15 protein-coding genes and 1 pseudogene are annotated in these 22,944 nt (G+C 68.2%); 4 read left to right on the top strand and 12 right to left on the bottom strand.

The window, feature by feature from the left end; genetic code table 11:
• Window positions 1–112: 112 nt before the first annotated feature.
• From EF387_RS13950 to EF387_RS13930, 4 genes are all read right to left on the bottom strand, one after another.
• Window positions 113–520, bottom strand: coding sequence for a PIN domain nuclease (locus tag EF387_RS13950; RefSeq protein WP_128376839.1), 408 nt, complete (start codon window positions 518–520; stop codon window positions 113–115).
• Complete coding sequence (locus EF387_RS13945) at window positions 517–750, bottom strand: type II toxin-antitoxin system VapB family antitoxin (RefSeq protein WP_128376838.1); 234 nt, start codon at window positions 748–750, stop codon at window positions 517–519. The genes EF387_RS13950 and EF387_RS13945 overlap by 4 nt, the downstream gene beginning before the upstream one ends.
• A gap of 225 nt (window positions 751–975) precedes the next feature.
• The gene (locus EF387_RS13940) at window positions 976–4,080 is read right to left on the bottom strand and encodes a S8 family peptidase (protein ID WP_128376837.1); all 3,105 of its coding nucleotides are present in this window, start codon (window positions 4,078–4,080) and stop codon (window positions 976–978) included.
• A gap of 545 nt (window positions 4,081–4,625) precedes the next feature.
• Window positions 4,626–7,832 (bottom strand): S8 family peptidase, encoded by a 3,207-nt coding sequence (locus tag EF387_RS13930; protein ID WP_238431500.1) that lies wholly within the window; start codon window positions 7,830–7,832, stop codon window positions 4,626–4,628.
• A gap of 420 nt (window positions 7,833–8,252) precedes the next feature.
• Between EF387_RS13930 and EF387_RS13925 the strand changes: the two are divergent.
• A pseudogene (locus tag EF387_RS13925) lies at window positions 8,253–8,877 on the top strand (IMPACT family protein).
• Between the two features lie 502 nt (window positions 8,878–9,379).
• Here EF387_RS13925 and EF387_RS13920 read toward each other — a convergent pair.
• Window positions 9,380–10,645, bottom strand: a complete 1,266-nt coding sequence (locus tag EF387_RS13920; protein WP_162467131.1) for an alpha/beta fold hydrolase — start codon at window positions 10,643–10,645, stop codon at window positions 9,380–9,382.
• Window positions 10,646–11,062: 417 nt separating this feature from the next.
• On the opposite strand from EF387_RS13920, the gene EF387_RS49425 reads away from it, so the two are divergent.
• Complete coding sequence (locus EF387_RS49425) at window positions 11,063–11,197, top strand: hypothetical protein (RefSeq protein WP_274388942.1); 135 nt, start codon at window positions 11,063–11,065, stop codon at window positions 11,195–11,197.
• Window positions 11,198–11,283: 86 nt separating this feature from the next.
• On the opposite strand, the gene EF387_RS13915 is transcribed toward EF387_RS49425, so the two are convergent.
• The 4 genes from EF387_RS13915 to EF387_RS13900 all read right to left on the bottom strand — a co-directional run bounded on the left by EF387_RS13915 (window position 11,284) and on the right by EF387_RS13900 (window position 16,209).
• On the bottom strand, window positions 11,284–12,729 hold the full coding sequence (locus tag EF387_RS13915; protein WP_202918248.1) for a DUF2079 domain-containing protein: 1,446 nt from the start codon (window positions 12,727–12,729) through the stop codon (window positions 11,284–11,286).
• Between the two features lie 570 nt (window positions 12,730–13,299).
• Window positions 13,300–13,803 (bottom strand): SigE family RNA polymerase sigma factor, encoded by a 504-nt coding sequence (locus tag EF387_RS13910; RefSeq protein ID WP_128376966.1) that lies wholly within the window; start codon window positions 13,801–13,803, stop codon window positions 13,300–13,302.
• Between the two features lie 352 nt (window positions 13,804–14,155).
• Window positions 14,156–15,256: a hypothetical protein gene (locus EF387_RS13905; protein ID WP_238431499.1), complete on the bottom strand. Its 1,101-nt coding sequence runs from the start codon at window positions 15,254–15,256 to the stop codon at window positions 14,156–14,158.
• Between the two features lie 56 nt (window positions 15,257–15,312).
• Window positions 15,313–16,209 carry an SDR family oxidoreductase gene (locus EF387_RS13900; RefSeq protein ID WP_128376833.1) on the bottom strand — a complete coding sequence of 299 codons (897 nt, stop codon included), beginning with the start codon at window positions 16,207–16,209 and terminating at the stop codon, window positions 15,313–15,315.
• 137 nt (window positions 16,210–16,346) lie between these two features.
• Between EF387_RS13900 and EF387_RS13895 the strand changes: the two genes are divergently transcribed.
• Window positions 16,347–17,246 (top strand): LysR family transcriptional regulator, encoded by a 900-nt coding sequence (locus tag EF387_RS13895; RefSeq protein WP_128376832.1) that lies wholly within the window; start codon window positions 16,347–16,349, stop codon window positions 17,244–17,246.
• A gap of 613 nt (window positions 17,247–17,859) precedes the next feature.
• The gene (locus tag EF387_RS13885; RefSeq protein WP_128376831.1) at window positions 17,860–18,777 is read left to right on the top strand and encodes an endo-beta-N-acetylglucosaminidase H; all 918 of its coding nucleotides are present in this window, start codon (window positions 17,860–17,862) and stop codon (window positions 18,775–18,777) included.
• Window positions 18,778–19,746: 969 nt separating this feature from the next.
• Here EF387_RS13885 and EF387_RS13880 read toward each other — a convergent pair.
• The 3 genes from EF387_RS13880 to EF387_RS13870 all read right to left on the bottom strand — a co-directional run bounded on the left by EF387_RS13880 (window position 19,747) and on the right by EF387_RS13870 (window position 22,933).
• Complete coding sequence (locus EF387_RS13880; protein WP_128376830.1) at window positions 19,747–20,583, bottom strand: carbohydrate ABC transporter permease; 837 nt, start codon at window positions 20,581–20,583, stop codon at window positions 19,747–19,749.
• A 2-nt stretch (window positions 20,584–20,585) separates the two neighbouring features.
• Window positions 20,586–21,575 (bottom strand): carbohydrate ABC transporter permease, encoded by a 990-nt coding sequence (locus EF387_RS13875; protein WP_128376829.1) that lies wholly within the window; start codon window positions 21,573–21,575, stop codon window positions 20,586–20,588.
• Window positions 21,576–21,643: 68 nt separating this feature from the next.
• Window positions 21,644–22,933 (bottom strand): ABC transporter substrate-binding protein, encoded by a 1,290-nt coding sequence (locus tag EF387_RS13870; RefSeq protein WP_238431518.1) that lies wholly within the window; start codon window positions 22,931–22,933, stop codon window positions 21,644–21,646.
• Window positions 22,934–22,944 lie beyond the last annotated feature (11 nt).

Raw genomic sequence — 22,944 nt, 5'->3', positions numbered from 1 at the left:
TGGGCCGTTACAGCCCCGGTCGCCGCCATTCCTCGACTCGCATACCCGCCAGCAGAATCAGGTAGGGCTGAGAGGTCAAAGGACCGACGCACGTGGGCCCTTCCTCAGGCGATCAGGCTCGTGCGTCTCGCTGCTGAACTTCCTTGAGGACTCCGGCCACCGTCCCGAAGTCATTGTCCACGTGGAGGACGGTGTGCCCATGGTGCACAGCTGTCGCACACACCAACAGATCTATTGCTCCCGCCGCCCGATGCTGGCCGCGCTGGGTCAGTTTGTACTGAGCGGTGTCGACCCACCGCCATGCGTTCTTCGGAACCGGAGAGAGCAGGCAGAGCGCGTCCAGTTCCTCTGCCAGCTCATCTCGGTGAGACGGGCTGGTCGCCGAGTAGAGGAATTCGGTACGTGTCGGCTCGCAGAGGTGGAATACCCCGGCGGCGATGTGTCCCTCCCAGGGGCGCAGCGCACCTGGGGTGCGGAACAGGTGCCACAGAGCCGAGGTGTCCACGAGATACGTGATCACTCGAAGGCCTCGCGTCGCGCACGCTTCTGGGCGTCATGCACCGCTGCGGCCTGCTCGAACTCGCCACGCGAACCTCGCGCGGCCAGCTTCTCCGCGGCCTCGAGCCTCTTGATCCGCGCCACGTAGTCCCGAAGAGCCGCGTTGACGGTCTCCTTCTTCGTCGTGGCACCCATGAGCCGCATGGCCTCGGCCAGCGCCTCGTCGTCGAGATCAATCTGCGTGACGGACACCGGACACCCTCCAACATCCATAATGTATGCATCCAAGATACATCGCCAACATTGAATACGGCCACCGATCGCAACGATCGCTGGATCAGTCATCTGTGATGGGTCGAGTATTACTCGGCTGCTTCGCGGTTTGCTGTCCGTAGTCCGAGCCGGTTGTGGGGCGGGAGCCGCTCGGCCCCGCCCCACCGGCCACTCGGGTAGCCGTGGCCCCCGGGGGTTACCGCGTCACTGCCAGGAGTCCTGGGTCGTGGACACCAACTGGCCAGGGACCACCTGCCCCTTGGTGCGCAACTCGGTGTACGCCCAGTACTCGAGGTCCGGCTTCAGCGGAGCGTCCGGCCGCAGTTTGTACGGCGGTGTCGTGCCACGCTCCACTGCGGTCGGCAGTGCCAGCGTCGCCGGCTTGTAGTGGCCGTTACGGCTGAGGACGACGTGGCCGAGTCGGTAGTCGACGACCGGGCGGCCGGAGTCCTGTGCGAAGACATACGCCGTGTAGATGCCCGCTTCCGGCATGAAGACCCAGGCCTGCTCGGAGCTGCTCCAGCTGGCGGCGCTTCGGTACACCAGCTTGTCGCCCTTGTACAACCAGAGGTCGAGGTTGGTGTCCGGGTCGTCGGTTTCGGTCTTCACGACGATTCCGGCGCTGCCCGCCGGCACCTTGAAGGAGTGCGCCCGCACCCCGAGGGCCTTCCGGTCGAAGACCCCGCCGCGGACCCCGGTCGGCATCGAGTACGACTCCCACCGTAAGGGGGCGTAGCCGGTCGACCGGCCGGAAACCGGGCCGGTGAAGCCCGGCTCGATCACGCCGTAGGCGCCGTCCGCGAGCCGGCCGAACTCCTCCAGGTTGTCGTCGTACTGCCGGGGCGTGATGCCCCACGGGCGCGCGGCAACCGGAATCCGTACCTGATGGGCGGCGCTGCGCCAGGTGATCGCGCCGGTGACGTAGCGGTCCCACGGTGCGATGCCGCGCCGCAGGGTGATGGTGACCGAGGCGGTCTTGCCCGGTGCCACCGTCACCACTGCTGGTGAGACGCTGACCTGCATGCCCTCCAGCCCCCTGGTCGAGGCACGGTACGTCTCCCGCTTGCTGCCGACGTTGGTCAGCTTGCGGGTCAACACCACCGGCTTGGTCCCGTCGTACTCGCGCAGCGCGATCGACGGCAGGTTCAGCTCGCGGCCGTCGGGCTGAGCCACCTCACTGAAGGCGATCAGGCTCTTGACGTCCGGCTCGATGATTAGCCCCGGATCGGCGGCCCGCTCCAGCGACGACAGCCCGCTGCCCTGGGCCAGCGGGCTGGTGTTGCCCACGGTGTCGGCGGTGGTGTGCAACGCCGAGGCAACCGCGCCGGGCGACCAGTCGGGATGCTCGGCCCGCAGGATCGCGGCCTCACCGGCCACGTGCGGGGCTGCCATCGAGGTCCCCGAGTACGCGTCGTACTGCCGGCCGAAGTTCCCCGGCGGGGAGACGGCCGCGATAATGTCGCTGCCGGGGGCGACCAGGTCGGGCTTCATGAGCCCGAAGTGCATCTTGTCCGGCCCCGTCGAAGAGTAGTCCGCGACGCTCGGCGCATTGGAGCCGTCGCTGCTCGAGGTGAGTCGTGCGGTGCCGTCGGCCGGGTGCCTCATCAGGTAGTTGAAGATCTTGCCGGCCTGCTCCTTGGTGTTCAGGTAGAGCACCGGGAAGTCGTAGATGCTGCTGACCCTGAAGTTGCCGTTCGGGTCGAAGAGGACCATGGCCGCGGCGCCCTTGGCTTTGAGCTCGTTCACCGCGTTGTACGGGTTGTCGAGGGCGCAGGCGACCACCTTGCCCTTCACCTTCGCCGGGTCCAGACTGCCGGGCAAGCAGTATGCCGAGCCCTTGTCCAACGTGCCGGCCTGCTCGCCGAAGACCAGCGGCAGGGATCGGCCGCCGGGGAGCACGTCCAGGGAGGCGCCGGTGATCGAGGTGCCGTCGCCGAGCCGGACCGTTCCCGCGTTGACCTTGGTCACCGCCGCGCCGACCGTGGTGACCCACGGCTGCGTGTTGCTGACCGCGCTGCTGAAGCCGGTGTTGCCGGCCGCGGCCGTGACGAAGACTCCGGCCACCGTGGCGTTGAGGAAGGCGTTGCCGATCGGCGTGTTCGGCTCGGTGTCCCCTAACACCGTCCCGATCGAGTAGTTCAGCACCTGTACGCCGTCGGCGACCGCCGCGTCGATGCCCGCGATGATGTCGGCGTCGTACCCCATGCCGCCCCAGAGGACCTTGTAGACGGCGATCTGCGCGTCCGGGGCCACACCGGAGATCGAACCGAAGTTCCGCCCCGAGATGGTGACGTCGTCGACGGGCAGGCCGGCGGCGGTGGACGCCGTGTGCGAACCGTGCCCGACCATGTCCCGGGGGGAGAGCACCTCGCCCTCGGGCAGCGCGCCATTGGCCGCGAGGACCGTGTCGGCGAAGTACCGGGCGCCGACGATCTTGCCGTTGCAGTGCTCGGCGGCGAATTTGTAGCCGGTCTGGCAGGTGCCGTGCCAGCCCGCCGGGTCAGACATCTTCCGGGCGAACGACGGGCTTTCCGGCCAGATGCCGGTGTCCAGGACGCCGATCACGGTCCCGGCGCCGGTGCTTCTGCCCGGCTTCCGCGCGGTGGACTTCCGCGCGGTGGACTTCCGCGCTCTGGTCGCCTGGGGCCCGGTTACCGATGCCGCAGTCGTGGCTGTTCCGGCTGTGCCTGTTGCTGTGCCAGTCGTCGGCTGCGGCGTGGTGTCACCAAGGGACGCCTGGCTGAGACTGACCATCTGGGACTCAGTGACCGAGCGGACCCGCTTGTCCGCCTTCAGTGCCTTGACCTGAGTGGAAGTCAGCGTGGCGGAGAATCCGTTGAAGGCCGTGGTGTAGACCTCGTTGACCGTAATGCCGGCTGCCTTGGCCACGGCCGTCCGCTGGGTACCCAGGTGCTTCCGGTACGCCTTCGCCGCCCCCGACTGCGGTTCCAGCTGCTCGCCCGGGGCCGGGCGGGTCCGGGCCAGCCCCGAGACCTTGCCCGTGTACGTCGTCACCGGATCCTCGGCGAGCTCCACAATGTACGGAGTGCGGCCGGTGGGCGTTTGCTTCTGCTCTGCCTCGGACTTACCGGTCTGGCCCGGTCTGAACCGGCCGGCGCCCCCGGTCAGGTCGACCCGATCTCCTTCGGGTCTCAGTCCAGAGCTGACACCGCTGCCTGCCGAGGTGTCCGGCTCGGCGGGTGCCGCCGTTGCCGTACCCCGAGTGGCGACCGTGCCGCTTCCGGCCAGGACGAGGGCCAGCAAGGGTATCGCCAGCCTCCGTCGCAGGGTTCGTGTGCTCGTAGCCACAAGACTCCTTCCAGCAGCTCCCTGATGGGAGCGCTCCCATGAACGTCGACGCCCCCTCCCGGGACGTGGGGAAGCACGGTCCTACCTAACGCGACGTCAGTTAATAAGAGGTTCACACGTTGTTACTGATGTTCTCGGGGCCACAGTGGGTGCGCTTCTGCGGGCGAGGCCTGCGTCGCGTCGGCGCGGAAGGCGTTGGCCCCCTCGGTTGGTCCTGCACCCGGTCGTGCCGCACGGCCGCCGACGTGACGACCAACCCCTCGGACGTGCTCAACTACACCAGCATGCTCGACCAGTCCGCGGCGAACACACGTCCATGGAAAGATGCCTCGACCTGACCGGACTCCCCCGGACAGGGTCGGTGGTCCTGAGTGGGGCGGCCGCCTTTGCCCGCGGCGCCCGGTTCGCCTTCGTCGCTCCCGCTGAAATGCCCAACGCGCCCGAGGACTTGGGGGGTCCCCGGGCGCGTGGCCGCCCGACCGGCTCACCGGCTGGCTGAGCGGAGCAGGCATTCCGCTCTGCAGAGGCGTTCCGCGGAGCAGGCGTTACTTGAGCAGGTACGCCTTCTCGATGGTGACGTCGTACGTGTTGCCGCTCTTGTCCGTGAGCTTCGCCTTGAAGGAGACCGACTTGGCCTCCTTCGGGTGGTGCAGCGAGATGGTGCGCTTACCGTTCTCCGTGGTGACCTCGGTCTCGGCCCACTTCTTGCCACCGTCGTAAGAGACCTGCACGATCAGGGACTTGAAGTTCTTCGCTGCCGGACCCTGAATGGAGAGCGGGACGGTGAGCTTCTTGCCCGCCTTCGCGGTGCTCGTCAGATCCAGCTCCGGGTTGAAGGCGACCACGGAGAGCGGCAGCTTGGCGGGCTTGGTGCCCGTGACCGTCTTTGACGTGAACGTCCAGGACGCCGCGACCAGGGTGGAGACACCCGCGACCGACGCGGAACGTGTCGCGTCCGTGCTGACCTTGAACTTGGCGGACTCGGCGGGAAGGCCGTCGGCGAGAAGGCACAGCCTGCCCTCCTCGTCGATGACCTTCTTGCCGTCGACGGTGAGCGTGGACCGCTGCGTGGCGGCCGGCGACCTGCCGAAGTGACTGGCACTGTCGGAGAACTCACCCATGCAGAAGATCATTTCGTCACCGATCCGCTCGTTTTCGTCCAGCGGAGTTACCCGTGGGCTGAGCACACCGACGTTGAACGTCTCCGTGTACGTCTTCCCCGCCTCGTAGGTCTTCGGCTCCGCACCCTCCTGCGTAACCTCGGTGAACCCCTCCTCCTCGTCGAGCTGGGCACTGAACCTCAAGCCGAGGCCCTGGGGCGAGGAGACATAGGCCTTCGCGACGACGGGCACGGCGAACGGCTCGGTGCTCGCACCGAGCTCTCCCGCGTCCGTTGCCCAGAAAGGCACGAACGTGGCCTTGCGGTTCTTGGCGGAGGTGCCGAGCTTGAGGTTCACCAGGGCGAATTCGCTCTCGGCGGCCTTGTGGGTGAACCCGGTGTAGAACGAACCGGTGCGGTTGTACATCGCGCTGTAGGTGGTGCTGCCCTTCTGCCAGAGACCGCCGACCTGCGCGTTGAACATTTCCGCCGGAACCGGTGCGCCGACCTGGCCGAAACGGGCGTTCTCCCAGTACTCGGGGAACATGGGAACCACCCTGCCCGTGGTGCGCGAGGACGGGGAGGGGGTGGCCCTCATGCTCCAGCTCGAGAGCCCGCCGACGAGCTTCGCGGACCCGGGCACGGTGATGCTGACCGGCTTCGCCTTGCGGGCGTCGAAGGTGACCGTGGTGTTCTCGGTGAGCACCAGCTTCGGCTGGACCATAAGGGCCTTGTCCGGCTCGGCGTTCGCCCTGGGGGTCCGGATCACGGTGTCGAGGGTGTACGTGCCCTTGGGCACCCGGATCTTGGCGACCCCGTCGCCGTCCCTGTCGGCCGCGCCCTTCCAGAAGTCGACATCGTGGCCGAAGATCACGGCGTCCGACGCGGAGGGCTTGCCCTCGGTGTCGATGAACTTGAGGGTGATGTCGTAGGACTCGATCTCACGGACGGCACCGAAGGTCGTACGGACGCTCTGGCCGCCGTCGGTTGCCCTGGCGACGACCGCGCCGGTGAAGCCGCCGTCCGTGCTGCCGACGCTGGTGTCCGCGGCGAGGGGGACGCTCGCCGTGCCGCCGGCCGGGACGGTGATCTGCCGGTCGTCCAGGGTGAAGAACCCGCCGGGAGCCCCCTTGCCGTCGGGACCGGTGGTCTCCAGCGACAGGTCGAGGGTGACCGCCTTGGTGCCGGTGTTGCGGTAGGTGATCTGCTTGGTTACCGGCTTGTCGTCGGTGTGCGGCCACTGCTGGAGGCCGAAGTTCACCGAGGTCTGCTCGCTGACGACGGTCTGCCCGACCGCCTTCGCCAGGTCGGCACGGCCGGTGCCCTGTTGGTACACGGTCAGCCCGGCGGACGGCTTGGCCGAAGCTGTCAGCGCCTGCTTGATGCGCTGCCCGCTCCAGTCCGGGTGCTCCTGCGCCAGGATCGCCGCGGCACCCGCGACATGCGGAGTCGCCATCGACGTACCGGACAGGGCGAGGTAACCGTCCGGCGCCCCGCGCGAGGAAAGCCGGCCGGTCGTGGACCTCGCCGCGACGATGTCCACACCCGGCGCGGTGAGATCCGGCTTCAGCGAACCGTCCGCCGCCGGGCCCACACTGGAGAAGTCGGCGATCCCGTCCTTGCTGTCGACGGCGCCCACGGTCAGGGCGGAGGGAGCGCTGCCGGGCGAGCCGATGGTATCCGGGGTCGGTCCGGCGTTGCCCGCGGCGATGACGAAGAGGACGTTCTTCTCCGCGGAGATCCTCTCGACCGCCATCTCCAGCGGGTCCACCTCCGGGGTGTCGACGTCGCCGAGGCTCATGTTCGCGATCTTCGCGCCCTGGTCGGCGGCCCACTGCATGCCCTCGACGATCCCGGAGTCCTGACCGAACCCGGAGTCGTCCAGCACCTTCGCGCTGATGATCGTCGCGCCGGGCGCGACGCCCTTGTACGTGCCGCCCGACTTCGCCCCGGAACCCGCCACCGTCGAGGCGACATGCGTACCGTGACCCTGGTTGTCGAGGGTGCTGCCGGAGCCGGAGAAGTCCTTGCTCTCGACGGCGAGGCCCTTGAGGTCGGGGTGCTCCGCGTCGACCCCGGTGTCGAGGACGGCGACCTTCATGCCCTTGCCGTCGTACCCCGCCTGCCACGCGGCCGGCGCGCCGATCTGCGGCACGCTCTTGTACAGCATGGCCTTCCGCTTGCCGTCCAGCCAGACCCGCTCGATCCCCGCGGCGGTCTCCCGGCCCCCGGTCCGCGAGTCACCCCCGGCGGTCAGCGCCTCCCAGACCTCCGGCATGTCGTCCTTGGGCGCCGTCAACGCCTCACCACGCAGCGTGGGCAGGCTCCGCCGCACCGAGATGTCCGCCTCGGCGATGGCCGACTTCGCCTCCGCCCTGCGCCCTGCGTTCTTCCCATACGACACGATGATCGGCAGCGACGCCCGGTGCGCGTCGTCGTACCGAGCCTTCAGCAGGCCCGTGACGTTGAACAGCCGCCGGTCCACCCTCTTCTCGGCAACCAGGCGCGCGGCGTCGTCCGGCAGCACATACACCTGCCCGGCGACACGGTTGACCCGCATCCCGACGCCAGTGCGGCCCTCCGCGGGCTGCACCCGCGTCACCTGGCCCCGGCCGTCGACGTGGACCCGGTCACCGGTGATCAGCGTTACCACTGAGACGCTCGTCCGCGCCTGCCCTGCCACCGCCCCTGACGTCCCCGCCGCGGTCCCGCCGCTCCCCGAGGCCGCCGCGGTGCTCACGGTGGCACCCGATAAAAGCCCGGCCGTCAGCAGAGCGGCCACCATGGCCGCGCCTGCCCTATTCCTGTTAGCGCGCAAAACTCCTCCAACCTATGAGGCACTTATTCGAACAACCCCCGAAGCGCGAGCGTCCGCTCTGGCGCACACCCGTGACATGCAAAGAAGGACCTGCACCTTGCACGTGGCAAAAGCAGAACGGAGCCACGGGTTCCAACGGTCACAGGCACCACAGGGCCCGACAGCAGGACCAAGAGGACCGAAGGCGTTCCGCCGTCCGTCGGCCCCTTGTGGGGACCAGACCGAGCCGCCTACACCCCGGATTAGGCTGGCCGGATGCAGGACGAGACCGCACCGTCGCCCGCGCGGGCGTCCACGACACCGAGGTCAACCGCTCCCGCTTCCTGTGCGCTCGCCCCGGCCGCCACCGAGCGGGAGGCCCAGGACTTCGTCGCGGCCGTCCGCCGGGAGCACGCTGACGCCACCCACAACTGCTACGCCTAAGTCATCGGCGGCGACGCCGCCGTGCAGAAGGCGAGCGACGACGGCGAGCCCGGCGGCACCGCCGGCGTCCCCATGCACCAGATGCTGCTGCGCCGCGACATGCGCTGCGTCGCCGCGTCGTCACCCGCTACTACGGCGGCGTGGAACTCGGCGCCGGGGCGCTCATCAGGGCGTACGGAGGCGCGGTCGGCGAGGTGTTGGTCCCTCGGCACCCGCACCCGTCGGCGCTTCCGGCTGGCCACCGTCACCGTCGACCACCAGCGGGCCGGCAAGGTCCAGTGACCTGCGCGCCACCGGACGCGAGGTCCGCGCCGTGCGGTACGGGGAGGCCGTCACGATCGGGATCGGGCTGCCCGACGCCGACGTGGACGCCTTCCGCGCCTGGCTCGCCGACACCACGGCGGGCACCGTCGGCTTCGAACTCTGGGGAGAGGCGTACAAGGCCCCCAGCACCTGATGCGTGACGTCCTGATGACTGTCGAGGGCACCCAGCAGGCGCTTGCGCTCCGGTCCGTCGAAGAGGACGCCCAACTCCCTGAGTATGTCCGCGGGTTCGTCCGCGACGTGAATGTAGGTGAGCACCGAGGCCTGGGTCGCTCCCGCGATCCACCTCAGGTGATGTGCTTTCCGGTGCTGAGGGTGGGTCGGCCCCTTCAAGTCGCCCAGTCTGGTCGTGGATGGTGCCCCCGACTCGGACGCGACCGTGTCGCGAAGAAAGATGTACAGGGATTCACCCGCCGGCATGATCATGTCCATCACATCGATGCGCTCGCGGGTTGCGACGTCGAGTTGATACCGCCACAGCTCGCGGGTGATATGGCGGTCAAATCTGAACCTGCTCCATGCGATGGGGGCAAAGCCTGCGGCACGCACCGCAGTCAATACTTTTGCTCCGCCTCGGACTACCCACATCCATTTCCCCTGCGCCGTCGGCAACGGGCGCCGTGCAGGTGTGGGCGTCACTGGTCTGCTGAAGGGCACGAGAGCCCGTTGCGTGGCACGGTCAGCTTCAGCAGGTAGTTGTCGCTGACCTGTCGGGTGCAGTCGCTGCGGTCGTACGCGCCGTGCCCGGACCCCTCGTAGGTCACGAGCACGGCCGCCTTGCCCTGCTGGCGCTGCACGGCGGTGGCGTTCTCGTGCGAGGTTGCGGGGTCGTGCCTGCTGTTGAGGAGCAGGGCGGGCACTTGTGTGCGCATGGTGCCGGGCCGTTGCGGGTTAACGGCTTCGGGGCTGCCGAGGCAGTTGGTCAGCGCCGCGTTGCCGCGGGCTGAGCCGACGGTGCGGGGGGAAATCTGTTTCTCCACCCGCGTCAGCGCCTCGTACTCGGCGAAGGTGCGCACGCGGAAGCTCAGATCGGCACAGGAGGCGGCCGTGAACGCGGTGGCGTACAGCGGGGTGTCATCCGGGACGTCCGAACGTGCGGCCTGCGGCGTGGTGACATTGCCCTCGTGCAGTGACAGTACCCACGAGCTGACGTCGGCCCAGTCCGGACCGTAGGCCGCTGCGGTCAGGTAGTCGCTGAGGTCGTACGTGGTGATCCGGCTGTCCGGAGCGCCCGGATCTACGAGCTCGCCCCGGGCCGCCCTGGCCATCAGGCCGTCCCACAGGGCTTCGACGTTCTGCCCGTGCAGCGGTGAGGAAGGGGTGCGGGCGTTCCACCGCACCCACTCCTCCAACACGTCCCTGGCGGCTCGGGCGGATGCCGCCACATAGTCCCGGGCGTTCAGGCCCCGGTCCACCACCGAATCCAGCAGCGTCGCGCGCACGTTGTCGCCGTAGCGTTCGGCGTAGCGCTGGCCGATGACCGTGCCGTAGGACAGCCCGTAGTAGCTGATCTTCCGCTCTCCCAGCGCCTGGCGCAGGGCGTCGATGTCGCGCACGACGTCGTCGGTGGAGACGTGGTCCATGATCGGCCCGGAGCGCCGGGCACAGTCCTCGCGCAGTTGCCGACTGTGCTCGCGCAGCCTCTCGAATCCGGCCTGGTCGGCGGGATGTGTCGTGGGTCCGCCGAAGTACAGTTCCGAGGAGCAGCGCACCGGTTGACTGAGTCCGACGCCCCGCGGGTCGAAACCGACGATGTCGAAACGCTCCAGCACTTCTGGGCTGAAATAGGATTGTGCGCCGAACGTGAAGTTGACGCCAGATAGGCCAGGGCCGCCCGGGTTGAGCACCAGCACACCGATGCGGCGGTCGGGATCGGTCGCACGGTGGCGGGCCACGGCCATGGGGAATGTGTCACCGCCTGGGCGGTCGGGGTCGATTGGCCTGGTCAGAGTGCCGCATTCAAATTCAGGGCGGTCGGCACACGGTGCCCATGCCAGGGGATCGGACGATGCGACAGCCGGCTTCGCAGTGACGGCCATGAGCAGCACACCGGCCGCGACCGCCAGCAGCCGGCGCGGTGCCCCGCCCTGCTGCCGAGCCGTGCGCAAGTGGGGTAACAGGCGATCTCCTCGGGCCTGCTGACGCTGCGGCATGCGAGGACTCACTGCTGGTGTGGTGGCATGTCGCCGTCGAAGTCTCAGCATTCGGTCTCCTTGATGGACTGACAGAAACGCGGTCACGGAACACTTCTGAGACGCCCGAAGCGGTCCGCAGGTTAGATGATCCCCGCCACACGGGAGAGGCTTGCGGCTTCTCGGATGGCCGGCTTCGGTGCCCGGCAGGAGGTGGGAGTCCCCGTCTCCTGCCACGTCTTCGAAGACTTGACCTTCACCCACCTCGGACCGGCCGCCGTCGGCAAGAGGGCCTTCGCTCTGGTGACCGACAACCTGTGATCGGCGCCCGCCTTCTACGCCGACTCGTAGGCGGCGTCGGTCCGGGTGGGCTGCTACGTCGTCCCGACGCCGCGTGCGCTTGGCGATCACGTGCCACGTCTGAGGACGACGTAGCCGTAGGCGGCGTCGGCAATGGTGTAGCGGGTGTCCGGGTGGAGTTGGCGGGCGTACCTCTGCGGGGCGTCGATCCACTTGCTGGTGCTGTCCAGGACTATGTAGTCGGGGGTGACGCCTTGGGTGTTGCCGATCCAGAAGACGCGGCAGCGGGAGGTGAGGCGGCTGCTGGGCCCGATGCCGGCCTCGACCGTCGCACCGTCCGGAATCCGGTCCAGGGCACGTTCGATGTGGACAACGGAGTCGGGCGTGTCATAGGTGGTGGGCAGTGTCAGCGCGGACAGCGGGAGTGTGGTAGTGAGAGCCAGCGCGGCCCCGGCGACGGTGGCGGGCAGATGGTGCGCATACGAACGCAGCGACGGCCGTGAGCTCACGCGTGTGTGGACGATCGCGTCGACGAGGGCCAGCGAGACGACCGGCATCAGGACCGCGCTGTAGTGCCAGTCAGTACCCCAGTAGTGGTCGTCGGAGGAGAGGAGGCGCCAGCCCAGGGTGGGCAGGGTGACGACGAGCAGCGGTGAACGCAGGGCCAGCAGACCGCTGGTCGGAAGCAACAGCCACAGGATGGTGCGGAGTTTGACGTCCGCCCCGTCGAAGGGGGAGAAGTCGCTGTCGACCTTGCTCCAGTAGTCGTAGCCGCCGGTCGTGTTGAACGCCGGGATGACGACTGTGAGGGTGACGAGAGTGGCAGCGACGCCGAGGGCTGCCAAGGCAAGGGCATAGAGGACCGTGCGCGGCGAGGAGCGGCGGGACCGCAGCGCGACCAACAAGGCGATGGCCGCCACCGTCAGACCCAGGTCCTCCTTGATCAGCATCAGGGGCAGCGCCCACAGCAGCGCGGATCGCCACCGGCGGGCCAGCACCGCCTCCAGGCTGAATGCGATCAGGGGTACCGCGAAGCAGATCTCGTGGAAATCGAAGTCCACGGCCCGTTGAATACCCCAGGACAGGCCGTACGCGATCCCGAGCGCGAGGCCACACCGACGGCCCAGCAGACCGGCCGCCGCACGGGTCACGGGCACGGTCGACACCGCGAAGAGGGCGGCCTGGGCGATGAGCAGGGTGAGAGGGGAGGGGAAGAGCCGGTAGACAGGGGCGAGAAGAGCGAGGATCGGGCTGAAATGGTCGCCCAGGACGTTGAATCCCGGCCCCTTCAGATCGACGACTGGCGCTTGCAGATGGGCGTAGGAGCGGACCGCCTGCTCGAAGATGCCGAGGTCCCAGGATCGGGTGGCCAGATGTCGGTACCGGGCGGCGGACAGGGTCGTGTACGCGGCGAAAAGGGCGGCTGCCAGGAGGCAGGGGTCGCGTCGGCCGGGCGGGTGGGGGCGCCGGTCACGCGGGGGTGACGTGACCGGCGCCGGTATGGGGAGCTCGGGCAATGGCGAAGGCGGCGCGTCCTGCGGAGTCTTGGGCACAGGGGGTGGTGTCCTTACGAGCCGGGAGGCGGTATGACCGCTGCCGTGGACTTCGCGGCGCCCGGCGGTGAAGAGCTGACGTCCGGGGCGGTGGCGGCGCTGTCACAGTTGTCCGCGGACGGCCCGTTCGTCGCCGACCCTGAGAGCCGTCTGATGGTGACCGAGGTGGACGTCGTGTTGCTCGACGCTGGTCGTGTGGAATCCGCGCTGGCCGTGGGACCGGAGCCGACGGGGGGTTTCACCGCAGAGGAAGTCGGCGAATTGGATAAACCCGGCATGGGTGAATCAGGCGGAGAGGCTGTGAGACAGCTGGGTGTCGGTGTGGGCTCGACCACCGGAGCGCCGGGGCGTGGGTCCGGCTCGAGCTGTGCGGCGGCCAGGGCGCCGCCCCCGCCCAGCACGCACACCACGCAGGCGGCAGCGGTGGCCAGGACCCGGCGTCGGCGACGGATGCCGAGGGCCTTGATGCGGGCGACCGGCACGGGCACCAGCCGACCGCGGACGTCGGCGGCCCGTTTGAGGGCCGGAGCCAAGGCTAAGTCCTGGCCCGGGTCGCGGGGCTCGCTGGGCTCAGACACCGTAATCCTCCTTGAACTCGGCATCGGACAGAGGGGAAGCAAGGGCGGCGCGTGCCCGAGAGAGATAGGCCTTGACCGTGCCGGTCGCAATGCCGACCTCGGCGGCGACCTGCTCGACGGTGAGGTCGCAGACGTAGTACAGGACGGCGATCCGGCGCTGTCGTTCGGATAACTGCCGCAGTGCGGCCACCAAAGCGACCGTGCCGGGATCGGGGCCTGCGGCGCTGCCCGCCTCCCCGCCCGCATGGCGCCGCCAGGCATCCAGGGACCTGCCCCGCCTGCGCCACCTGCTGACAGCGAGCCGCCAGGCGACGGTCCGGATCCACGCCTCTGGCCCGGCGTCCCGGTCGAGTCGCCCACGCCTGACCCAGGCGCGCACGAATGCCTCCTGCACAACGTCCTGTGCCTCGTGGAGGTCACCGGTCATCAGGTACAGCTGCCCCACCAGGGACTGCCGAGAATGCATGTAGAACTCCTCGAACTCCTCGACGGTCATGGGCTCCCCGATGGTGGTCACGTTGCATGAGCTATACGTCGCGGGATCTGGACTCGGTTGACACCGCGCCCAGACTTTTTCTTGCACCGCACGGATCAGTGAGCGTTTTCAGTGTTGCCACTCCAGGGTGAGGACGGCTTTGGTGATGACGGTCATGCGGTTGGGGCTGCTCCGTGACCTGTCAATCCCCTCGAACTGTGGAGTCCTTCCTATGCAGCCAGCCCCACGGTGAGGCCGGCCCAGTACTCGTGCTCGTAGTCGATCGGGCTCTTGCCAAAAGGGGCCATGGTATGGGTTGGCAACCGGGACCGTCCCCGTCGCCGGGCTCTGTTCGAGGGCGGGTGGGTTGCCGTCAGATGGCGTAGTGCCAGGTGGTGAGCATGTACGCGCCGTACCAGCAGCCGAATAGCGAGGCGGCGGACAGGACGATGGCCGCTGTACGTGGGCGCGCGCGGACGAGGGTGCGGGCGAGCGGGACGCCGAAGATCACGACGGGGGTCACCAGGCGCAGTTTGGAGTGGTAGTAGTTGCTCTGCCCGAGGGTGAGGATGAGGATGGCGGTGCCGTAGACCAGGAGCGGCGGCCAGGTGGTGCGCTGCCAGGCGATGACAGTGGCGGCGATGAGGGCCAGGAGCAGGACGGCGGTGCTGGTGAGGACCCAGCCGTCGGCGCGGGTGAGCGCGTAGCCGAGGAAGTCGATGAAGGCACGGCCGTTGTCCCAGTGGGTGCCCCAGCCGGCTTGTTGGATGGTGAACCAGGCATCTGGCTGGTGGAGGCGTTGACCCACCCACCAGAGGTGAGCGGGGGTTGCGGTGCAGGCCAGGGCGATGGCGGTGATCGGGCGCCAGGTCAGGCGGCGTTCGCGTATCAGGTGGAGCGCGACGGCAGTGGCCAGGGCTGCGACCACGGCTACGGCGGCGGGACGGGTCAGGCCGGTGAGCAGGGCGAGGAAGCCGGCGGTGAGCCAGGCCTTGCGGTGGGCGGCCACGAGGGTGGCGGCGGCCAGGGCCAGGAACAAGGACTCGCTGTAGGCCATGAGGAAGACCAGCGCCATGGGCTGGGCGCCGGCCAGCAGGATGGTCGCGATGCCGGCGGTGCGGCGGTCGTAGAGCCGGCTCAGGAGCTCGTGGACGGCGATGAGTGCGGAGATCAGCGCCAGGTGGGCGGCGGTGATCGCGGCGGTGCCGTAGTCGAGTCCGGTCAGGGCGTGAACGGTGCGGATCAGGGCCGGGTAGGCGGGGAAGAAGGCCAGGTTGTTGCCGGTCAGCTGTCCGCTGGGGGTGTGGGAGAAGCTGTCGGGGTAGCCGTTCTGGGCGATGTCCGTGTAGAGCAGGCCATCCCAGGAGAGCAGCTTGGCGTGGAGGCCGGGGCCGCCGGCCGGGGTCATGATCGCCAGCAGGACGAGGTGGAGAAGAGCGGAGCCCGCGTAGATCACCAGCGCGGGCCCTGCCATGTGCCAAGCCCGGGTCTGTCAGACGAGCGATTTACAGTCCCGCGGCCGACGTCCCGTCACCCACCGAAGTAATGGTCCTGGTCCAGGTCCGCGAGGAGCCCGGGCCTGGTGGGACGCCAACCCAGCCGCTCCTGCGTCAGTGCGCTCGACGCGGGGATGTCCAGTGAGACGAAGCCCCCCAGCCAGCCGAAGTGGTCGACGGCCTCCTCGGCGGGCAGTGCGACCACCGGCAGATTCAGGCGCCGGCTGATGACAGCGGCGATCTCGCGCACCGGCACCCCCTGGTCGGCGACCCCGTGGAATATGGAATCGGCCGGCCCCTCCTCCAGCACCAGCCGGTAGAGCTCCGCGGCATCGAGGCGGTGCACGGCGGGCCAGCGGTTCGAACCGTCGCCGGGGTAGGCCGAAACTCCCTTCGCCCGGGCGATCTCGATGAGCCGCGGGACGAAGCCATGGTCGCCTGCGTCATGCACCGACGCCGCGAGCCGGACGACGGACGCACGCACGCCGCGCGAGGCCATCGACAGCGCAAGTGCTTCTGCCGGGAGGCGATGCGACGCGGGCGCCGACGGATCGCCTCTGTCCTCTTCCGTGCTGAGCCGCCCCGGCGCGAGCCCGCCCAGGCCGGATGTGATCACGAGGGGCCGGCCGGACCCTTCGAGCGCCGCTCCCAGTGTCTCGATCGCGCGTCGGTCGGTGCGGGCGGCGGCCGCAATGTCGGAGAAGTCGTGGATGTAGGCGGTGTGAATCACGCCGTCCGCCGCAGCGGCTCCCTTGCGCAGGCTGTCGAGGTCGTCGAGAGCGCCCCGGTGCACCTCGGCCCCGGCAGCGGTCAGCGCGGCCGCGGCCGTGTCCGAGCGGACCAGACCGGTCACGTGGTGGCCGTGGTCGAGCAGTTCACGGACGACGGCGCTGCCGACGAATCCGCTTGCGCCGGTGACGAAGACACGCATGAAGAATCACCTCGGAGGGACGAAGGGGGTGGTGACTCCACGGTGCTCGGTGACGGCGCTCCGCGTCCAAGACCTGTTCCGCAATGGGCAATACGTATCAGGCATGGCTGCGGGTCACAGTGCGTTACCGTCGGACCATGCCCGACTCCCTGGACCTCGACGTGGACCTGGACCTGCGCCTCGTTCGGTACTTCACGGTCGTCGCCGACCATCTGCACTTCGGTCGAGCCGCCGCCGCCCTCCACATCGCGCAGCCTTCCCTGAGCCGCCAGATCCACCGCCTGGAACAGCAGTTGGGCGCGCGCCTCCTCGACCGCACCCCGCAGGGCAGCAGGCTCACCGAAGCGGGAGAGGCCTTCCTGCCGCGGGCCAGGGCACTGCTGCGGTCGGCCGCACAGGCTGCGGCAGTCACGCGTGCCGCCGCCCAGGCCAGCCGGATCACCATCGGGTACACCGGGAACCTCATCGTCACCCCGGCGGTACGGCAGATGCGCCACGGGTACCCTGACTCCGACGTAGGGACCCTGCACCTGGCCTGGAGTGATGCCCGCCCGGCCCTGCTTGAGCACCGGGTGGACGCGGTGGTGACCCGACTGCCGTTCCCGACAGGCCAGTTGCACGTCGCGGTCCTCTACGACGAACCCCGGGTGCTGCTGGTGCCCGTCGACCACCGTCTGGCCGGCAAGGAGTCCGTCACGCTCGACGACATCGCCGACGAGCCCATGCCCAAGTTCTCCGACGCGGACTTCAACGCCTACTGGCGCGTCGACCCGCGGCCCGACGGCCGCCGGGCACCCGACGGCCCTCTCATCCAGGCCATGGAGGACAAGCTGGAACTGATCGCCGGAGGTCAGGCCGTGTCCTTCGCACCGGCCAGCGTCCAAGGCAGACTGCGCCCCGACCTCACCGCGGTCCCGGTCGAGGGCATCGACCCCCTCCAGGTCGTCCTGGCGACCCGACGCCAGGAACGCAGCCGCCTGGCCGCGGCCTTCCGCAGGTCGGCGGAAGCCCACCTGACCGGCTGGGAGGGTTCCTGACGGTCAAGCCCCGGTCCCGCGCAACCTAGCTCCGCTCACGGAGACCAGCCAGAAGGATTCGCCGATCCGGCAGCCGCCCTGCGACGGGGAAGGACGGAGGTGCGGCCGGTCGTCTCCAGGACCGTCTGGAGTGGGGGGTGGCGCGTGACCGGGTTGGCAACGTGGCGCTGGAATAGCGTGGCGGCCCGGAATCAGGAACGCGTTCCCTGCGTTGGACGAAGCCGCGGTTGCGGAGCCCCGCAGGCGGCGGACCGCTGGACTGTGACGAGGATTCTTGGTTGGCACAAAAGAGGGACGGCTGACACCGGTCAGACGTTCGATCCGCGAGGAGCGGAACCTGAGGTTTGCTGAAGAGGAGCCGCTGACCGTCTGCTCCAGTGCTGCGGATCCGCGGCGTGCATGCCTGGTTCTTCCGCCCGGCGCGGCAGCGCAGTGTTCTGGTAACTCCCCTGCCGGGGCCCAAGGTTGCTGTGCGACGTGCGTGCGTGGGAGTCGTCAAGAGTTCCCGCGTGGTTCTGGGGATTCGGTCACGGGAACGGAAGGATCCGGGGGGCTTTCTCGGCGCTCGCGAACAGGTCGGGCGCCGCTCCATGCGATGGGAGACCGATCAACGATGTTCACTCCGGTGCGGAGCAGAATACGGACGGCCGCGCTCGCGCTCTCGGCCATTACGGCCCTCACCTTAGGCGCGACCGCCACGACCGGCGCGGCAGCGGCCCCCGCTCCCGCGAAACAGGGACCAACCTCGGTGGCATACGTCGAGGTGAACAACAACAGCATGCTGAACGTCGGCAAGTACACCCTCGCCAACGGCGGCGGCAACGTCTTCGACGTCGCCGTGATCTTCGCGGCGAACATCAACTACGACACGGGCACGAAGGCGGCGACCCTGTATTTCAACGAGAACGTGCAACGCGTCCTCGACAACGCTGCCACGCAGATACGGCCGTTGCAGCAGAAGGGCATCAAGGTCGTCCTCTCGGTGCTCGGCAACCACCAGGGCGCGGGCTTCGCCAACTTCCCGTCCCAGCAGGCGGCTTCGACGTTCGCGAAACGACTGTCGGACACCGTGGCCAAGTACGACCTCGACGGCATCGACTTCGACGACGAGTACGCCGAGTACGGCAACAACGGCACTGGCCAGCCCAACGCCAGCTCGTTCGTCTACCTGGTGTCGGCACTGCGCGCCAACATGCCGGGCAAGATCATCAGCCTCTACAACATCGGACCGGCCGCGTCGCGCCTTTCCTACGGCGGCGTCGACGTCTCGTCCAAGTTCGACTACGCCTGGAACCCGTACTACGGCTCCTGGCAGGTCCCCGGCATCGCACTGCCCAAGTCGAAGCTGTCGCCGGCGGCCGTCGAGATCGGCCGGACCTCGCAAAGCACGGTCGCCAACCTGGCCCGCCGCACGGTCCGTGAGGGGTACGGCGTCTATCTGACGTACAACCTCGACAGCGCCGATCGCAGCGCCGATGTCTCCGCGTTCACCAGGGAGCTGTACGGCAGTGACGCCCACTACACGCCGTAGACCGGCCACACTCCCCGGCGTCCGGTGTCCCCTCGGGACGTGCTGCATCCCGTAGGGCCGCGCCTCGGGCAGGCCGCGCTTTCGACAACGATGTCGGAGGCGCGGTCGCCACAGGTACCGTGACCTGCGCTGTACCAAAGTGCCAACCATCTCCCTGATTCTGCGCTTCCGGCCGCTGAAGTCGGTTGGCATCTGCGCAGCTCCCACGAACGTCGCCCGATGTCAACTAGCAATCATCGTCACATGGACCCGGCTGGTGATCGCCCAATGCCGCGAAGTTACAGCCAGGCTCGGCGAACAGCCATGCGTCTGTCTCCACAAGGCAGCGTTGCCAGGATGCAGAGGCAACCACTTCCGATTCCCCGCGTCCTGCCAGCGTCCCGAATTCAGCGTCCAGCCGCTCGTACAGGCCACCTACGGCAGCTTGCCCATACCGTTGGCCGATACGTTCGTGCAGGTCAGGGCGGTTCCAGCCGCCGCTGACCGCAACGCCGTCGAACTCGCGAGCAGCGGATTCAGTCCGTTCAGCCCGAGTTGGCGTTTCGACGCTCCACGAAGAACGTTTCCGCAGGTCACAGACCTGCCTGGTGGGGCGGGTGGGACTCGAACCCACGGCGACGGATTATGAGTCCTTTGAGGATCTTGGCGGTCCTTGCCGATCCGTGCTCATCCTTGACGTTTTCGCTGGTCAGAAGGGACGAGCATTGTCGGAGCTTCTCAGCTCTTGTCAGTCAGTTCCTGTCCTTGTGTCCCGAACGCGTCCCGAATCCGTCGCACCTGGGGAATGGGCCGAGCGCGCTGCGCAGTCGTCGCAGCTCAGCACGGGACCCGAACTCGAGCACAGCGGATTCCCCTTCCAACGTGCCGAGGTCCGCCCTGGTAGGTCGTGGCGGAGCCTCATGGCCAAACGGTGTTCGAGAGCCTGGCCAGTCTGCCCAACTCCCCCGGCCACCGGAAGGGACGCGAGCTTCAACCCTTGACTGCGGAGCTGGCGACGCCCTGGATGAACCACCGCTGGAAGAACGCGAAGACGATCAGGACGGGCAGGACGAGGAGGACACCGAAGGCGAGGATCTGGCCCCAGTCGACGGGCTGCTGGACAGAGAAGACGCCCATCTCCAGGGGCAGCGGGCGCACCGAGGGGTCGGACACCATCAGGACGGGCCAGAGGTAGGAGCCCCACTGGGTGAGGAAGGTCAGGATCGCGACCGAGGCGAATGCCGGCTTGCTCATGGGGACGATGATCGCGAAGAAGGTGCGCCAGGGGCCGGCGCCGTCGATGCGGGCGGCTTCCTCGATGCTGGAGGGGATCGCGCGGAAGAAGGTCGCGAACTGGTAAAGGGAGAAGGCGTTGGCAATGAAGGGGATGGCCTGGATGTAGATGGTGTTGCGCTGATCGTTGAACATGTAGAAGAGCGGAACCGCGACCGCTTCGAACGGCACCAGCATCAGCAGCAGGACGACCGTGAAGACGGCCTTCTGGCCGCGCCATTTCAGCCGGGTCAGGCCGTAGGCGGCCATGGAGTTGATGATCAGCCCGCCGAGGACGACGACGGTGGACAGGAGCACCGAGATGCCCATGAAACGCCAGAAGTATCCGGTGGCTTCGGAGTCGAAGCTGTCCAGGACAGAGGTGTAGTTGTCGAAGGACAGGTGGGTGGGCAGGAAGCCGGTCAGGCCGCTGAGGACCTGGTCGGAGGGCTTGAAACTTCCCAGGATCAGGTACAGGACGGGCAGGACGAAGATGAATGCCAGCACGCTCAGGACGGCGTAGTCGGCGAAGCGGCGCAGGGGTGTGCGGGTCATGATCAGTCCTCGTTGCCGGGGCGGACGACGCGGCGCTGGATGAGGGTCAGGACGACGACGATCAGGAAGAAGACGACCGTGATCGCGGAGCCCTGGCCGATGTTGTTCTGGTTGAAGGCGGTGGTGACCGCCTGGTACATCACGGTGCGGGTGGCGTCCTCGTCCAGGCCACCGCCGTTGACGAGGACGTAGACCTGGTCGAAGACGCGGAAGGCCAGCACCGAGGTGAGCATCGCGACGAAGACGAGGGTGCCGCGCATGCCGGGCAGGGTGACGTGGCGGAACTGCTGCCAGCGGCTGGCGCGGTCGAGTTGGGCGGCCTCGTAGAGCTCGCTCGGGATCTGCTGCAGGCCGGCGAGCAGGATGACCATCTGGAAGCCGACGCCCTGCCAGATGGACAGGACGATGACGGAGGCCATGGCGGTGAGGCCGTCGCCGAGCCAGTCGAAGGCACCCCAGTTGCCAAAACTCACCGCGTCCAGTGCGGAGTTGAGCAGGCCCTGGTCGCTGCGGGCGAGGATGAGCCGCCAGATGACCGCGACCAGGGCCATGGGGAAGACGACCGGCATGAAGAACAGCGACCGGAACAGGCCGATGGCCTTGAGCTTTCGGTTGAGCAGGATCGCCAGGGCGAGCGCGAGGCCGGTCTGCACGGGGACGACGACCACGGCGAAGGTGAGGTTGTTGGTCAGTGCCCGCAGGAACGGGCCTGACATGTCGGGGTCGGTGAAGATGCGCCGGTACTGCTCCAGGCCGAAGAAGGTGGGCGGGACCGGGGAGCCGAGGCGGACGTTGTAGAAGGAGAGCACGATCGCGTAGACGAACGGCACACCGACGAAGGCGATGAGCCCGCCGAGGGCGGGGGCGGACATGAGCAGTCCGGGCACCCAATCGCGGCTCTTGCGGGCCGGCCGCGGCGGCTTCGCGGTGGTGGCCGGTGGTGCCTTGTCGCGGCCCGAGGGCGCGGCGTGTGCGGGTTCCACGGTTTTCACGGGTCGGTCCTACTTCCCGGCCGGGGCGGGCACGGTCGTCCGCGTGCCCGCCCCGGCCGCCTCGGGTCCTACGGGATCTTGTAGCCGTTGTTGTCGGAGAAGTCCTGGTCGACGGCGCGGGCCGCCTTCTCCAGCGCCGTCTTCGGGTCGGCGCCGCCGTAGATCTCGTTCACGGCCGTGCTGAACTTGGCAGTGACCGTCGGGTATCCGGCGGTGACCGGGCGGGTCACGGCGACGCAAGCCTTGGTGATGTCACTGTCACCGCACGGCTTGGCGAGCTGGTCGGCGAAGAGCTGCAGCGGGCCGCCCTGCGTGTAGAGGGTGTTCTTGGCGAGCGCGGACTTGGTGCCGGGAGGGGCACCGTTGGCCGTGGTCATCACGGTGACGTTGGTGTCGTTGAGGAGGTAGTCGAGGAACGCGCCGGCGGCCTTGCCGTTCTTGGTGGCCGCGCCGATGCCCCAGGTCCAGGAGCCCTGGCCGGTCTTGGGGCCGTTGCCGAAGTCGGGCAGCGGCAGGGCCACGAGGTCCTTGCCGAGGGCCTTGCTGTCGGCAGGGTAGGCCCAGTGGCCGCTCCAGCTGAGGGCGACGCGACCCTTGACGAAGGCGCTCTGGTCGGTGTTGGGGTCGACGTAGGTCTTCCAGGACTGGAAGGTCTTCATCGCCGACGCCACGGCAGGGGTGTCGAGCACGCCCTCGGACTTGCCGTTCTTGATCAGCGCGCCGCCGGCCGAAAAGACGATGGGCGAGAAGAGGTAGGTGCCTCCCTCGTTGGCGTAGCCGCCGCTCTCCGACAGGTCGAGGGGCTTGCCGTCGGGGTCCTCGGCGGCCAGCTTCTTCAGCGCCGCGTTGAACTCATTCACCGTCCACGCGTCGGAGAGGCTCGTGGGGTACTTCACCCCGGCGGCGTCCAGCAGCTTCTTGTTGCCGTACATGCCGAGCCCGGAGTCGAACATGCCCAGCGCGTACAGCTTCCCGCCGACAGTGCCCTCGGCCTTGATGGCGTCGGTGGCGTTGGCGACCGTCTTGTCCGAGACATAGGACGAGATCGGGGAGAGCTTCTTGTTCCACACGAAGTTGGCGACGGTAGGGCCGTCCATCTCCATGACGTCCGGCAGCTTGGAGGCGTCGGTAGTGGTGACCGTCTTGGTGTAGTCGTCGCCGGGTATCAGCGTCAGCTTGACCTTGATCTTGTCCTGGGAGGAGTTGAAGGACTTCACGGCGTTCTGCACCGCGGCGTCCTCACTCGCCTGGCCCTGATGGGCCCAGACGGTGATGGCGCCCTTGCCGCTGCCGGCTTCGGAAGAGGTGTCCGTTCCGCTGCCGCCGCCGCAGGCGGCCAGTGCCGCCAGCGGCAACACCAAGGCAAGGG

Source organism: Streptomyces cavernae (assembly GCF_004023625.1).
Taxonomy (GTDB): Bacteria; Actinomycetota; Actinomycetes; order Streptomycetales; family Streptomycetaceae; genus Streptomyces; species Streptomyces cavernae.
This window is presented reverse-complemented; position numbering and strand designations above follow the sequence as displayed.

Coding starts and splice junctions, on each gene's coding strand:
- EF387_RS13920 (WP_162467131.1), bottom strand. CDS start 10,645: ATGGCCGTGGCCCGCCACCGTGCGACCGATCCCGACCGCCGCATCGGT.
- EF387_RS49425 (WP_274388942.1), top strand. CDS start 11,063: ATGGCCGGCTTCGGTGCCCGGCAGGAGGTGGGAGTCCCCGTCTCCTGC.
- EF387_RS13910 (WP_128376966.1), bottom strand. CDS start 13,803: ATGACCGTCGAGGAGTTCGAGGAGTTCTACATGCATTCTCGGCAGTCC.
- EF387_RS13905 (WP_238431499.1), bottom strand. CDS start 15,256: ATGGCAGGGCCCGCGCTGGTGATCTACGCGGGCTCCGCTCTTCTCCAC.
- EF387_RS13900 (WP_128376833.1), bottom strand. CDS start 16,209: ATGCGTGTCTTCGTCACCGGCGCAAGCGGATTCGTCGGCAGCGCCGTC.
- EF387_RS13895 (WP_128376832.1), top strand. CDS start 16,347: ATGCCCGACTCCCTGGACCTCGACGTGGACCTGGACCTGCGCCTCGTT.
- EF387_RS13885 (WP_128376831.1), top strand. CDS start 17,860: ATGTTCACTCCGGTGCGGAGCAGAATACGGACGGCCGCGCTCGCGCTC.
- EF387_RS13880 (WP_128376830.1), bottom strand. CDS start 20,583: ATGACCCGCACACCCCTGCGCCGCTTCGCCGACTACGCCGTCCTGAGC.